Source organism: Burkholderia sp. MSMB1835 (assembly GCF_001526365.1).
In the GTDB taxonomy this organism is placed as follows: Bacteria; Pseudomonadota; Gammaproteobacteria; order Burkholderiales; family Burkholderiaceae; genus Burkholderia.
The window spans coordinates 84890-98130 of record NZ_LOYP01000051.1 but is presented as its reverse complement, the minus strand read 5'-3'; the positions used below and the strand labels follow the sequence as shown (position 1 = coordinate 98130).

Here is a 13241-nt window from a genome sequence, read left to right as displayed (position 1 = left end):
GTGCAAAAATCGCCTCCGCGTGGCGGCCACAACCAAATTTAACAGTCGAAAACACGCGAACTTAATAGCTTCAATTCGACGTCGGGAATGTGAGCGTGAAGACGGTCTCTCCGTCGGCGCTGACGACACCGACCGTGCCGCGATGCAGTTCCATGATCGATTTGACGATGGCCAGACCGAGACCGGAATTCTTCGACGAGCCGTAGCGCGACGGATCGGCTCGATAGAAGCGCTCGAACAGGCGGGCCGCATGTTCGGCCGGGATATCCTCTCCCTCGTTTCGGACACCGATCGACATCGATCCTCCTTGCCGGGCAATGGCGATACGAACGATCGTACCGGGTCGAGCGTGCTCGATCGCATTCGACAGCAAGTTCGCGACCGCGCGCTGGAACAGCATTTCATCCGCGACGACGGTACCGGCGCCATCGAAAGCGATCCGGATATTCCGGTCGCTCGCGACCTCGTTGTAGTACATGACGATCTTCGCGAGCGCCTCGCCGACATCGAAGCGTTCGAGCGTGACATGCTGCGTCGCATGATCGGAGCGCGCGAGAAACAGCATGTTGTCGAGCATTCTCTTGAGCCGTTTGCACTCCTCCAGATTGGATTCGATCAGCGTTTCGTATTCGGCACGTTCCCGTTCGCGTGACAAAATCACTTGCGATGCGCCGATGATGTTCGCGAGCGGCGTGCGCATGTCATGCGCGACATCCGACGAGAAACGCGACAATTGATCGAATGCAAGCTGCAGGCGATCCAGCATTCGGTTGATCGATCGGGTAATTTCGGCGAGCTCCTCCGGGGCATGGTCCATGCTCAGCCGTTCGTCGAGTCGGCTCGCCTCGATGCGCGTCGCGTGCCGGCCGATTTCGCGGACCGGATGCAGCCCGCTCCGCATGATCGCATAACCGAGCGCGGCGATCGACAGCGCACCGACTGCGGCCGCAATCACGACATGGATCAAATAGGCATGCATGAGTGAGGTCCGGTCGCCCGCGCTTCGCACGATCGCGACCGTCACGGTATTGCCATCCGCCAGCAGCACTGGGCCATGCATGCATTCGGCCGGACCGATGCCGGGCGGCGCGCACGCGTACGCCCGGTTCGGCTCATGCTCGCCGGCGATGCGCGCGTCCAGCGCGACGCCCGCCGACTCCGAATGCTGGATGACCGACTCGCCGTTGGCGCCGAACACGGCGACGAACAAGCCCGAATGCGACTGCAACGCTTCGTGAAACAACGGCCCGGCCTGCCGGACGCCATCGAGCGTCCGGGACTCGTGCAAGATTTGCCCGATCTGCTTCAGCTTGTCGGAAATCTCGCCGTCGTCGCGTTGTCGGAGTTGCGTGGACAGCGCCTGGTACAAAAACGTGCCGATCAGGAACAGCACGACGACGCCAGCCAGCGCGAACGCCATGGTCAGCCGACCGAGCAGCGAATAGGACTGCGAGCGCGTCATGAGGAGCGATCTTCCAGCACGTAGCCCATGCCACGCACCGTGTGCAGCAGCTTCGGGTCCTGATCGTCGATCTTCAGGCGCAGCCGCCGGATCGCGACGTCGACGACGTTCGTGTCGCTGTCGAAATTCATGTCCCAGACCTGCGACGTGATGAACGCGCGCGTCAGGATCTCACCCGCGCGTTCGGCCAGCAACTGCAGCAGCGCGAATTCCTGTGCGGTCAATTCGATGCGTGCGCCACCACGCGTTACACGTCGCTTGATGATGTCGACCTCGAGATTCGAGATCTTCAGCACGGTGCGATTGTCCCGGCGCGTTCGGCGCAATAACGAACGAATGCGCGCGAGCAGTTCGGCGTAGTCGAAAGGCTTCGGCAGGTAATCGTCCGCGCCGAGCTCGAGTCCCTCCACCTTGTCGGTGATCGTGTCGCGCGCGGTGAGCAGCAGCACTGGCGTGTGTTTCTGTTTCCGCAATCGGCGCAACACTTCGAAACCGTCGACGACGGGCAACATCACGTCGAGGATCACCAGATCGAAATCCTCGCTCAATGCCATGAACAGTCCGTCCTCGCCGTTGCTCGCCGTGGCGACGCCGTAGCTCGCCTCCGTCAGGCCCTTGTGCAAGTACGACCGCATTTTTTCTTCGTCTTCGACAATCAGGATGCGCATGGTCTCGAGGCGGGCCCGTGTTGGGTTAACCGATATTTATGCGGCGCGGGCGCTGCACATCGAAAAGATAGCGCCAAAGAGCGCAATTTTCCAGACAACGAACATGAATGGATTGTCATCTGGCAGCAATTTAGCTGATGTCGCTTCGTCGCTAATCTCGTCCCAAGCTCGACGGGCGGCGTTCTCGGGAAATCGGCCGTCGGCGATCGCGCACCAGGACAACCGGACTTCATTCAGGTCATGCATCCAGATTTCGGAAGACGCCCTTCGTCACCCGCATTGGCGCCGCCTGCCTCGCAGGCGGGTTCCGCCTGTGGCGGCCAGACGTATGGGCGCTCGCGCACGGCGACGACTGTGAACGGCACGCTGCCGGGGCCGCTCGTGCGTGGGCGCGAAGGCGGCACCGTCGCGCTGCGCGTCGCCAGCCGGACGAACGAACCGGCGTCGATCCACTGGCACGGCTTACGCGGCAACGGTCGGCCCGTGCTGACGCACGCGGATTTACGGGGTGCATTTCCGGACCCCGTTGGCCGTGCGCCGACGCGCACGATCGAATTGCACCTCACCGGCCCCATGGAGAAATTCGTGTGGCCTTTCGACGGTTTGAAGTTCGCCCACGCGCAGCCGCCGCGCCTGCGTTTCGGAGAGCGCGTGCGGATCGTGTTCGTCGGCGTGCGCCCCGCTCGTCCTGCTCGCCGTCGCCGCGCAGGGCGTACGGAATCCTCGCCGAAGCCAATTTAATAAATTAATAAAGCGGAGAATAGTCAACAATGTAAATATCAAAAACATAAGCCAAAAAACACACCGGACCGTCGCTATACTTTCAACGTGCAGCACAACCCAGAAGCGACAGGTTAATAGTTCAGACAAGATATACCACGAACATCGAATACAAAGTTGCCAAGCCCGCCCCGTCGGAAGCGCAACGATGCTCGTTACGTTAAGTTGCCGAGTGAGGTCAAAATGACTGAATTCTCCAATTTCTTGAACAGAAAGGCCTCGCTCGAGGCGCAGATCAACGAAGAGCGATTTCTCTGTCGTAAAAAAGTATTATCGGAAATCCTGATCGCTATTGAAGAGTTCAAGTTCGTCCCGGAAGAGGTGTTCCCGCGCAGCGAAAAACGCAAGGTTCGACCGCGTTATTTCGATCCCAAGTCTGGTGCAATCTGGAGCGGCAGAGGAAAAGAGCCACACTGGATTCGCGGCAAGGATCGCCGGATGTTCGAACTGGAAAGCGATTCGCTACAAATGAAGTGAAGAAGGCTTGCCGATCTCCATATTAATAAAAATACCTGAAGGCACCGCCAGAAGTGCCCTCATAGCGCAGAGACAGCCAATACAAACCATAGCGAGATGAACAATCAACTTCGGCATACGCCGAAGTTGATTGCTTTTTGCATCGACGAGATTTATTTGTCGATTTCTTACAATCAATATTCAACGCATCGTTAACATGAACAAGATATACAAGATCATATGGTCCCACGTCTCATCCGGATGGGTGGTCGTGTCGGAAGGGGCAAAACAGCGAGGCAAGACCGCTTCGACCAAGGAAGCACCGCAACTGAGCAGGGAATTTCATCACGCGGTTCGGGCCAGCAGACTGGGCATTGTCCCACTACTGCTTCTTTCCGCATTCTCCCCGAGCGTATTTGCCCAGCAAATTCCGACGGTGATTTCAGGATTAATTCAAACCAACAGCTTCAACAGCAATTCGTACATAGCGGCTTACCAGCTCATCGCCAACAGCGATAACCAAACCCAGGGCCTTCCCGAGGGCGTTTTGTTAAGTGGATTCGGAACCGGAACGACGATCCGAAACTACTTTTATGGGTATACCGACTTAAACGGACTCACCCATACAATTATCGGCGACAGTACCGGGGATACCGGCAACAATTCGCTTTTCCAGGTAAATGCGGGGCGTATTCAGATCGGAAATGGGGCGAGCGCTGGCCCGAGTTCATCTATCGCGATCGGCGCCAATGCCACGGCGTCGGTTAGCTCTGGCATAGCGCTCGGCGCCAATGCCTCGGCATCGGCTAATTCCGGCGATGTTGCCCTTGGGTCGGGATCGGTTACAGGCGCGACAAATCCGACCGCTAGCGTAACAATTGGATCCACGACCTATGGCGGTTTCGCTGGCACCAATCCGACGAGCGTCGTCAGTGTCGGTAAGGGCGGATCCGAGCGCCAGATTACTAATGTCGCCGCGGGGAGAATCACAGCGACAAGTACAGACGCAATCAACGGCAGTCAACTTTACTCGCTTGCCAGCACTACAACTAGTTCAATTACTTCGCTGTCCTCCGGCCTGAGCTCGACCAACAGCAATGTTTCATCGCTGTCGACCGGTCTGAGCTCCACCAACAGCAATGTCTCGTCGTTGTCGACCGGCCTGAGTTCCGCCAACAGCAACGTCTCGTCGCTGTCGACCGGTTTGAGCTCGACCAACAGCAACGTCTCGTCGCTATCCTCCGGACTGAGCTCGACCAACAGCAATGTTTCGTCGCTGTCCTCCGGTCTGAGCTCCACCAACAGCAATGTCTCGTCGCTATCCTCCGGACTGAGCTCGACCAACAGCAATGTTTCGTCGCTGTCCTCCGGTCTGAGCTCCACGAACAGCAACGTCTCGTCGCTGTCGACGGGCCTGAGCTCGACCAACAGCAACGTCTCGTCGTTGTCGACCGGACTGAGCTCCACCAACAGCAATGTGTCGTCGCTGTCGACCGGACTGAGCTCGACCAACAGCAACGTCTCGTCGTTGTCCTCCGGGCTTAGCACGACTAACAGCAATGTCTCGTCGTTATCGACCGGTTTGAGCTCGACCAACAGCAACGTCTCGTCGCTGTCGACCGGTCTGAGCTCGACCAACAGCAATGTCTCGTCGTTATCCTCCGGCCTGAGCTCCACCAACAGCAACGTCTCGTCGTTGTCGTCCGGTCTGAGCTCCACCAACAGCAACGTCTCGTCTCTGTCGACCGGTCTGAGCTCCACCAACAGCAACGTCTCGTCGCTGTCGACCGGTTTGAGCTCGACCAACAGCAACGTCTCGTCGTTGTCATCCGGCCTGAGCTCCACCAACAGCAACGTCTCGTCGCTGTCGACCGGTCTGAGCTCCACCAACAGCAATGTTTCGTCGCTGTCGACCGGCCTGAGTTCCACCAACAGCAACGTCTCGTCGTTGTCGACCGGTCTGAGCTCGACCAACAGCAATGTTTCGTCGCTATCGACCGGTCTGAGCTCGACCAACAGCAATGTTTCGTCACTGTCGACGGGCCTGAGTTCGACCAACAGCAATGTCTCGTCGCTATCCTCCGGACTGAGCTCCACCAACAGCAACGTCTCGTCGTTGTCGACCGGCCTGAGCTCGACCAACAGCAATGTCTCGTCGCTGTCCACCGGTTTGAGCTCGACCAACAGCAATGTTTCGTCGTTGTCGACCGGTCTGAGCTCGACCAACAGCAATGTTTCGTCGCTGTCCACCGGCCTGAGCTCAACCAACAGCAACATCTCGTCGCTGTCGACCGGCCTGAGTTCCACCAACAGCAACGTCTCGTCGTTGTCGACCGGTCTGAGCTCGACCAACAGCAATGTTTCGTCGCTGTCCACCGGTTTGAGCTCGACGAACAGCAATGTTTCATCGCTATCGACCGGTCTGAGCTCCACCAACAGCAATGTTTCGTCGCTGTCGACCGGCCTGAGCTCCACTAACAGCAACGTTTCGTCGCTGTCCTCCGGTCTGAGCTCCACCAACAGCAACGTCTCGTCGTTGTCGACCGGTCTGAGCTCCACCAACAGCAACGTCTCGTCGCTGTCCACCAGCCTCAGCTCGACCAACAGCAACGTCTCGTCGCTGTCCACCGGCCTGAGCTCCACCAACAGCTTGCTGACATCGATGTCGACGTCGACGTCGGCCGCGATCGATGCCGCGAAGACGCACTACTACAGCGTCAACGACAACGGCACGCAGCAGGGCAACTACGACAACAAGGGCGCAACGGCACCCAACGCACTCGCCGCAGGTGTCGGCGCCTCCGCAACGGGCATCAGCAGCGTCGCCGTCGGCGACAGCGCCAACGCTTCTGCGGACGGCGCGGTCGCCATCGGCCAGAATGCGTCGGCAACGAGCGGCAAGGCAGTCTCGGTCGGCTCCGGCAACACGGCGAGCGGCGACGGCGCGGTAGCGATGGGTGCGAACGACACGGCGACCGGCAACGGCGCAGTGGCGCTCGGCAACGCGAACACCGCAACCGGCACGAGCGCACTCGCCCTCGGCACGTCGAACCAGGCCACCGCAGACAACACGATTGCGCTGGGCAACCAGTCCACGGCCAGCGCGGCCAACGCGCTCGCCCTCGGCTCGAACGCCACCGCGAACGTCGCCAACTCGATCGCGCTCGGCGCGGGCTCGGTCACGGGCAACGCGGTCGGCGTGTCGACCGTCACGGTCGGCGGCATCACGTATCCGGTCTACGGAACCAAACCGGTCGGAGTGCTGAGTATCGGTTCACCGGGTCATGAGCGCCAGATCACGAACGTCGCTGCCGGTCAGGTCAATGCCACCAGCACGGACGCGATCAACGGCAGCCAGCTCAACGCGACGAACCTGGCAGTCGACGCGCTGTCCGCTGGTCTGAGCTCGACCAACAGCAACGTGGCGTCGCTGTCCACGTCGACCTCGACCGCGATCAGTTCGCTGTCGACCGGGCTCAGTTCGACGAGCAGCAGCATTACGTCGTTGTCGACAGGACTGAGTTCGACAACCAGCAACGTCGCATCGCTGTCGACCGGCCTTTCGACGACCAACGCCAGCCTGTCGTCCCTTTCGACCGCGGTCGCGCCGCTGATCTCGATCAAAACGCAGACGACGGACGGCAGCACCGCAATCGGTTCAGGATCGTCGGCATCCGCGAATTCGACGGCGATCGGCCATAGTGCGACCGCGTCGGGCGCGAATTCGACCGCAGTGGGCAAAGACGCAATGGCGTCGGGACAGAACTCGACCGCCGTGGGCCAAGGGGCAATCGCTTCGGGGAAAAACTCGAAGGCCGACGGCCAAGCCGCAGCCGCAACGGGCGACAATTCGACGGCACTGGGGCAAGGATCGACGGCTTCGGGAGCCAATACGACCGCGGTAGGCCAGGGCAGCATGGCAAGCGCCCCGAACTCCGTTGCGATCGGCACGGGCTCGGTGGCCTCCGCGCCGAACACCGTTTCTTTCGGATCCCCGGGCAATGAACGTCGGCTGACGAACGTGGCGCCTGGCATCGACGGCACGGACGCCGCGAACATGAATCAACTGTGGGGCGTCCAATCCACCGTCAACGAGGTGGCCCGTCGTGCGTACTCAGGCGTCGCCGCGGCAACCGCGTTGACGATGATTCCGGAAGTCGACCCGGGCAAAACGATCGCGGTCGGGATCGGCGGCGGCAGCTACCAAGGGTACTCGGCGTCGGCAATCGGCGTGTCCGCCCGCTTCAGCGACAACCTGAAGGCAAAGCTCGGTGTCGGGATCAGCAGCAATGGCAGTACTTACGGTGGAGGCGTCTCCTATCAGTGGTAAGCGGTAGGTACACAGCGCCCCGGGCGTCGCAGTTGCGACTGCCGCTCGGGGCGCCATTGCATGACGGAGGCGGAAACGGACCGGCGCACAGTATGCCGCCGTCACGCCGATCGCGATCCCTTGCGTCGCGTCTCCCGCTCGCGTGAGCGTGGCTTGCACCGACCGACGCCTTGCAGACATCCCTTGTCGCGGCATCCGCACTCGTCTTCCGCAGCCTGTAACCGGCCGCCAGACGAGCCGCTCGTGCGCGCCGACTCGCACACGACGCTCCCGGTGTTACGCGTGTCATTCGGTCGACATCGCGTCGATACACCGCGTGACGACCAGCCCGCCCCCCTCGTTCCGAGCGGCATTCGTTCTCCGGAACGGCCCCGATTTGTTCCTCGTTCCGCCCGCGCCCGCGATACATCGCCTCCAGGCGTGGTCATCGCCCAACTCGTCTATGCACCAATATCGTGAAAATCCACGACACTCAGGATTGGAAAATAAATCAATTAAATAAAACGACAACTGCAAATCATGTAAAGATATTCATTTAAAGAACCAGCCACAAACAATCCGTCGATACAATTTCACACATCCCCTGGAAGTTCGCCAGTTCATAAAAAATCAACACAAAATTACATATTTGAACTTATAGAATCACACTTTCGACAAGCCTTGAAGTATCGAAACCTGCCAGTACGGAGAATCGAGGAATAGTCGAATTCGGCTCGACGACTTCCGATCCGGTCATGACGTTCCTCCATACCCAATTTCAATATCAATTCGCCACACGAGACCAAGATGAACGAGCCTTCAGATTGCCCGGCGAGAAAATCCGCGCCAAAGGAAAAGGTCAATGAGAATAAATTTTCCTGTCGAAAGAAAGTGTTGGCGGAGATCCTGAAGGCGGTCGTGGAATTTCAATTCACCCTGGACGAACTGTTCCCGGACATCCGGAAGCGGAAGGCTCGTCCACGCTACTTCGATCCGGTCAGCGGAGCAACGTGGAGCGGGCGTGGAAGAGAACCTCACTGGATTCGCGGCAAGGATCGCAGGAAGTTCGAACTCGATAGCGGCACGCCGACAAACGAGCCGGAACGCTGAGACGCCGTCGATCGAACTTGCGTTCGTCACCGTGTCGGCGCGAGCGCGCCCTTCACCGAATCGCGGCCAAACACTCACGACCGTCGCCTTGTCGACCGGCGGGAGCGTCGGCAGGAACCGCACTTCGTCGCCCAAGCCGACGCCGGAGCCCGACAGGTGACGTATCCGTCGCTGACTGACTGCAGCCAGTTGTCGAATCTGCAAGCGCCGGCTTCGAGATCCGCGAAGTGAAGGCGGTCGAGCGGCACGATCGCCGCATCGACCGAAGGTATGGCGTGCGATGCCATATTCATTCAGTCTCCGGAAAACCGTACCCGCTTAGCGGACCGCACGCGTTTCGCGCGCACGATCGGATTCGATCGCGACGTCAGGCTCATCGCGCCGCGTAGCCGATCGAACGCGACATCCTCCTTCGTCCCGAAGCGGTTGACCGCCGGCCACGCGAGCGCTTCGTCGAGCCAGGCTTGCCACGCGTCTCCATGAAAACGCCGCGCGAACTCGCGTACCAAGCCCGGCGCCGCGATCACGATGCCCGCGAGCAGGTAATACGCCCAGAAGCTGCCCGCGCCGACGAGCCGGTCGAGCCGGCACACGGACACCGCCGCGAGCAGCCCGGCCACCGACGCGAGATCGGTGCGTCGTTCGCGGATCGCCCGTGCCACCAGATTGTGCTGACCGCCGTACGCGGCGAAGGAAATCTCCTTGCCGGCTGCAAGCTCCGCGCAGAACATCGCGAGCGCGGCCATCTCGTCGACGCGCGCCGCATCGTCGCGCGGCCCGCAGACGCGCAGCACGATCGCGTCGATGACGGCCCCCGGCCGGGCCGACGGCTCCACGCAGGCCGCCGCGGCGGTGGCGCGTCGTTCTCTCAGGTTCTTCGCCAGCGGCGGCACTTCACCGTTCGCGAGCCGCTCCCGCATTTCGTCCGTGTCGACCTCGTCGCTGTCGGGCGCGACACCGTCGGCAATCCGCTCGAGCGCGGCCCAGCCGTCGTTCGGATCGTCGAAGGCCCACGCATCGATGAAGCCATGCGCCGCATCGAATGTCGCGCGCGATCCCGGGCAGTATCGTTCCGCACGCGCGAGCTGCCGTGCGTCGGGAACGTGCATGCACACATCGGTCGCATCGCATGCGCAACCGCCACCGTCCGTCGCAATCCACGGCGCGAGTTCGTGCAGGACACCGATCGCTTCATGCGACAGATTCGCGCCGGCGCGCACGCGTGCCGCGTGCGTCGGCGTAGCGGCCGGCGCGCAGATGTCGCCCGTCGCCACGCAAGTCACTTCGTTCAGGTAGTCGATCAGGTACTGCAGCCACGCGGCCGTGCGCAGCCGGTCGGGCGTCGCGCCGCGGGCATCGCCATACTTCGCTGGGTCGGTGAGCATGGGTGGTCCGGAATGGTTCTGGCAAATCGAAATGATCGTTCTATGTCCATCGACGCAGGTGGCACGGTGCGTCTCGCCCGCCCCTGCATGGCCGCCCGCATCGGATCGCGAAACAGGCGGCCAGCCGGTCGTCACGCCGATACGCGCGACGACGCGAATGCATCGCGAAACCGGATCGCCCGCCGTGCATCGTTGCACGGTCTTCGTCCATGGCGGACGCCCGGCTCCGCTCGCGCGACGCTTACTGCACGTGGAACTTCGGCGACGTCAGGACGGTACCGCCCACCGTACAGTCCGGCGTCAGCGCGGCGTTGTTGAACGTCAGCGACGAGTTCGCATCGCTCCACGCCGTCACGACCTTGCTCGGCCCGCAGGTGCCGAGCAACGTGACGTTCACCTTCACGTTGTTGATCGACAGTTGCGTCGTGCTGTCGGCTTGCCCCGTCCACGGCGACGTGCTGCTCGCGCTGCCGCTGATCAGGCCGCACGTCGCGCCGCCCGAGAACGTCGTCGACGTGATGTTGACGATACCGGTCGACGTGATCGTGCCGTTGAAGGTCGCGTTGCAGTTTGCGTTGATCGATCCCTTGGCAAGGGTCGTCAGCCCCGTCGCCGAGAACGGCTCGCCGTTCGGATTCATCGGCTGGCCATCGGCGCGCGAAACGTTGACGGCGAAAGCAGGCGCGGCCGAGACCGCGGTGAAAGCCACTGCAGCAACAAGCGATACGATTGTGCGAATGCTCATTTGAACTGCCCCCTCTCTTCACGAATGGCGGCACGCCGCCAGGAACGCGACCTTCCGGCCGGAACGAGCCGGCCGGCAGGTCGCAGGAAGCCGCCGGCACGCGTCATGCGCGCCGGTCGGCTCAGAACTTGTAGGAAATCCCGACGAACGTGATCAGCGGGTCGGCCTTCAACTTCGTGCGCGTGGTCGCGAGCGTCGACCCGTCGGCCGCCTTGATCACGAGCGACGAGTAGGTCTTCAGCGGCATGTAGGTCAGCGTCGCCGTGAGCCCCCAGTGCTTGTCGATCGCATAGCTCGCGCCGATGTTGTAGACCGGCGTGAACGACGACGACGCCTTGCCCTCCACCGACGTCGCCCCCGGCTTGCCGGCGCCGGCGGCGAGCACGCTGCCGAGGTTCTCGTTGATGTCCTTCGCGAAGTTGCCGTTCAGTTCGATGTTGCTGAACCAGCTGTAGGCCACGCCGATCCCGACGAACGGGCGGAACTTCGCCGTCGACGAATTGAAGTAGTACTGCAGAATGATCGTCGGGCTCCACTGCCGCGCGTTCTTCACGGCCGGCTGGTTCGCCGACTTGTCCATGTCGACGTTGCCGAGCGCGCCGGCCGGACCCGGCGGCCTGATCACGCCGTGCCCGGTGAGCGTGAACTCGGGCGGCACGCCGAGCACCGACGTCACCGCGATGTGGTCGGTGAAGAAGTGCGTGAGCGTGAGGCCGACCGTATCGGCGTTGTTGACCGTCAGGCTCGTGCCCGGCGACGTGAACGAACCGGGCAGGCGCAACGGTCCGTTGATCGGCATGTTCGCGAGATTCGTCGTCAGCCCGTTGGTCGAATCCTGCGGCATGATGTGCAGCCAACCCAGCGTCGCGACGTTGTCGCCCGCCTGCTGGGCCGATGCGAGCGTCGATACGCCTGCGACGACACCCGCGACAATCAGCTTCTTCATGAAGTCTCCCCCTCATTCCGTCCGGGCGCCGCGCATTCGCGCGCGGCGCCGCCGTGTCTCCATCCGCACGCGGTCACTGCACGAACGCGCCGACCGTGAAGTACGGGTTGCTCGTATCGGCCATGTCGAGGAACCCGAACACGCCGCCGGTGAACACGAACTTGCCGGTCGCCGGCCCCGACGCCGCATCCGCATGCACGGTCGTCACGACGCCCGGCACCTTCTGCGTGTAGTCGAGGTTCAGCGCGCGCGTGAGTGCGGCTTGCGACGCGTTGAACGGATCGAGCAGCGTGGCCTGCGCGCCGACGAGCGCGGTCGCGCGGTAGTTGAACGCGCTGTCGACGCCCGTGTACTCGCCGTCCTGCGAGCCCTGCGCGATCGCCGTCTGCGGGCTCAGGAACGAGATGCCCGATTCGTCGTCCGCGCTCGGCGGGCCTTGCGTGAGGTCCGCATTCGCGGCGCCGGTACGGATGAAGATCGGCACGAGCTGGTTGCGCAGCTTGCCGACGATCAGGATCCCCTTGCCGGCCTTCGCCGGATCCAGCGCGGCGAGCGTCGGCGGAATCTGCGGCTGGTAGTTGAGCGACTGGAATGCCGGCGCATCGGGACGCAGCGTGAACGGCTGGTTCACGGTCGCGCTCGACGCAAGCGGCTGCCCGCCGTTCTTCTTGCCGAAGTTGTCGGTTTCCGTATAGCTGCCGTCCGCGTCGATCGTCACCTTCTGGTCGAGCGCCACTGGCTGGAAGTTCTGCGACGGCACCTGGTGATAGCCGAGCTGGTTGTACGTGCCGGCGATCTTCGTCAGGTCGGTTTCGAGCGACGAGAAGCTGATGAACGGGTAGTACGGGAACGTCGTCTTCGGGATCTTGCCGACGCCGATCACGCCGTCGAACTGAATCGTCGCGCCGGGGATCGCGCCGCCCAGCACGCCTTCGCCGAGGAACAGCCGTGCGGGTCGGCTCGGGTCGAGGCTTGCGTTCTGCATCCGGAACGTGCACTGGTTCAGCTTCACCGTCGGCAGCCCCGTTTCGTCGGCCAGCGTGCCGTCGACCACGTTGGCGGGCGCCGTGTCGCGGGTCGGCTGCACGGTGCCCGTCGCGGTCGGCACCGGCGACGCGAGGTAGGTCATCCGGTACGTCATCTTCGTGGTGTCGAGCTGCACCTTCACGAGCTCGCCCGACCCGGAGCCGCCGATGAACACCGTGTTGTAGTCGATCGTCTGCGGGCACAGCCGCACCGCCGGCGCGGGCGGCGGGTCGCCGTCGCCGCCGCATGCGGCCAGCACGGGCGCGAGCGACGCCGCGGCCATCCAATGTTTCACATTCATAGGAATCCTCTTGAAATTCGATTCGCCGGCGGCGACGCATGCGCCGCCGGTGT

Annotated in this window: 11 protein-coding genes and 1 pseudogene; 5 read left to right on the top strand and 7 right to left on the bottom strand. The window is 62.0% G+C overall.

What is annotated here, in order from left to right; translation table 11 throughout:
* Window positions 1-70 precede the first annotated feature (70 nt).
* The 3 genes from WS96_RS24010 to WS96_RS33855 are packed head-to-tail and all read right to left on the bottom strand — an operon-like array spanning window position 71 to window position 2376.
* Entirely contained in the window at window positions 71-1462 is a 1392-nt protein-coding gene (locus tag WS96_RS24010; RefSeq protein WP_059835904.1) for a heavy metal sensor histidine kinase, read from the bottom strand.
* On the bottom strand, window positions 1459-2130 hold the full coding sequence (locus WS96_RS24005; protein WP_034204241.1) for a heavy metal response regulator transcription factor: 672 nt from the start codon (window positions 2128-2130) through the stop codon (window positions 1459-1461). The genes WS96_RS24010 and WS96_RS24005 overlap by 4 nt, the downstream gene beginning before the upstream one ends.
* Before the next feature lie 36 nt (window positions 2131-2166).
* Window positions 2167-2376 (bottom strand): hypothetical protein, encoded by a 210-nt coding sequence (locus tag WS96_RS33855; RefSeq protein ID WP_156443689.1) that lies wholly within the window; start codon window positions 2374-2376, stop codon window positions 2167-2169.
* Between WS96_RS33855 and WS96_RS34810 the strand changes: the two genes are divergently transcribed.
* The 5 genes and pseudogenes from WS96_RS34810 to WS96_RS32905 all read left to right on the top strand — a co-directional run bounded on the left by WS96_RS34810 (window position 2371) and on the right by WS96_RS32905 (window position 8785).
* A complete protein-coding gene (locus WS96_RS34810; RefSeq protein WP_082720336.1) occupies window positions 2371-2871 on the top strand; it encodes a multicopper oxidase domain-containing protein in 501 nt (166 codons plus the stop codon). The two genes, WS96_RS33855 and WS96_RS34810, sit on opposite strands and share 6 nt — an antisense overlap.
* A 222-nt stretch (window positions 2872-3093) precedes the next feature.
* Window positions 3094-3387: an H-NS histone family protein gene (locus WS96_RS32915; protein WP_034204239.1), complete on the top strand. Its 294-nt coding sequence runs from the start codon at window positions 3094-3096 to the stop codon at window positions 3385-3387.
* Window positions 3388-3583: 196 nt separating this feature from the next.
* A pseudogene (locus tag WS96_RS34970) lies at window positions 3584-3676 on the top strand (ESPR domain-containing protein); the annotation flags it as partial.
* 117 nt (window positions 3677-3793) lie between these two features.
* A complete protein-coding gene (locus WS96_RS32910) occupies window positions 3794-7696 on the top strand; it encodes a YadA-like family protein (RefSeq protein WP_441294149.1) in 3903 nt (1300 codons plus the stop codon).
* Window positions 7697-8482: 786 nt separating this feature from the next.
* Complete coding sequence (locus WS96_RS32905) at window positions 8483-8785, top strand: H-NS histone family protein (protein ID WP_082720335.1); 303 nt, start codon at window positions 8483-8485, stop codon at window positions 8783-8785.
* Between the two features lie 293 nt (window positions 8786-9078).
* Here the strand turns inward: WS96_RS32905 and WS96_RS23985 are convergent, their stop codons facing one another.
* The 4 genes from WS96_RS23985 to WS96_RS23970 all read right to left on the bottom strand — a co-directional run bounded on the left by WS96_RS23985 (window position 9079) and on the right by WS96_RS23970 (window position 13188).
* A complete protein-coding gene (locus tag WS96_RS23985) occupies window positions 9079-10170 on the bottom strand; it encodes a hypothetical protein (protein ID WP_059835899.1) in 1092 nt (363 codons plus the stop codon).
* A gap of 241 nt (window positions 10171-10411) precedes the next feature.
* On the bottom strand, window positions 10412-10915 hold the full coding sequence (locus WS96_RS23980; protein WP_059835897.1) for a hypothetical protein: 504 nt from the start codon (window positions 10913-10915) through the stop codon (window positions 10412-10414).
* A gap of 121 nt (window positions 10916-11036) precedes the next feature.
* A complete protein-coding gene (locus WS96_RS23975; protein WP_034204235.1) occupies window positions 11037-11861 on the bottom strand; it encodes an OmpW/AlkL family protein in 825 nt (274 codons plus the stop codon).
* Between the two features lie 73 nt (window positions 11862-11934).
* On the bottom strand, window positions 11935-13188 hold the full coding sequence (locus WS96_RS23970; protein ID WP_059835895.1) for a DUF2957 domain-containing protein: 1254 nt from the start codon (window positions 13186-13188) through the stop codon (window positions 11935-11937).
* Between the last annotated feature and the right edge of the window lie 53 nt (window positions 13189-13241).

Excerpts from the sequence above, each read along its gene's own strand:
- WS96_RS24010 (WP_059835904.1), bottom strand. The coding sequence starts at position 1,462 with ATGACGCGCTCGCAGTCCTATTCGCTGCTCGGTCGGCTGACCATGGCG.
- WS96_RS24005 (WP_034204241.1), bottom strand. The coding sequence starts at position 2,130 with ATGCGCATCCTGATTGTCGAAGACGAAGAAAAAATGCGGTCGTACTTG.
- WS96_RS34810 (WP_082720336.1), top strand. The coding sequence starts at position 2,371 with ATGCATCCAGATTTCGGAAGACGCCCTTCGTCACCCGCATTGGCGCCG.
- WS96_RS33855 (WP_156443689.1), bottom strand. The coding sequence starts at position 2,376 with ATGCATGACCTGAATGAAGTCCGGTTGTCCTGGTGCGCGATCGCCGAC.
- WS96_RS32915 (WP_034204239.1), top strand. The coding sequence starts at position 3,094 with ATGACTGAATTCTCCAATTTCTTGAACAGAAAGGCCTCGCTCGAGGCG.
- WS96_RS32905 (WP_082720335.1), top strand. The coding sequence starts at position 8,483 with ATGAACGAGCCTTCAGATTGCCCGGCGAGAAAATCCGCGCCAAAGGAA.
- WS96_RS23985 (WP_059835899.1), bottom strand. The coding sequence starts at position 10,170 with ATGCTCACCGACCCAGCGAAGTATGGCGATGCCCGCGGCGCGACGCCC.
- WS96_RS23980 (WP_059835897.1), bottom strand. The coding sequence starts at position 10,915 with ATGAGCATTCGCACAATCGTATCGCTTGTTGCTGCAGTGGCTTTCACC.
- WS96_RS23975 (WP_034204235.1), bottom strand. The coding sequence starts at position 11,861 with ATGAAGAAGCTGATTGTCGCGGGTGTCGTCGCAGGCGTATCGACGCTC.
- WS96_RS23970 (WP_059835895.1), bottom strand. The coding sequence starts at position 13,188 with ATGAATGTGAAACATTGGATGGCCGCGGCGTCGCTCGCGCCCGTGCTG.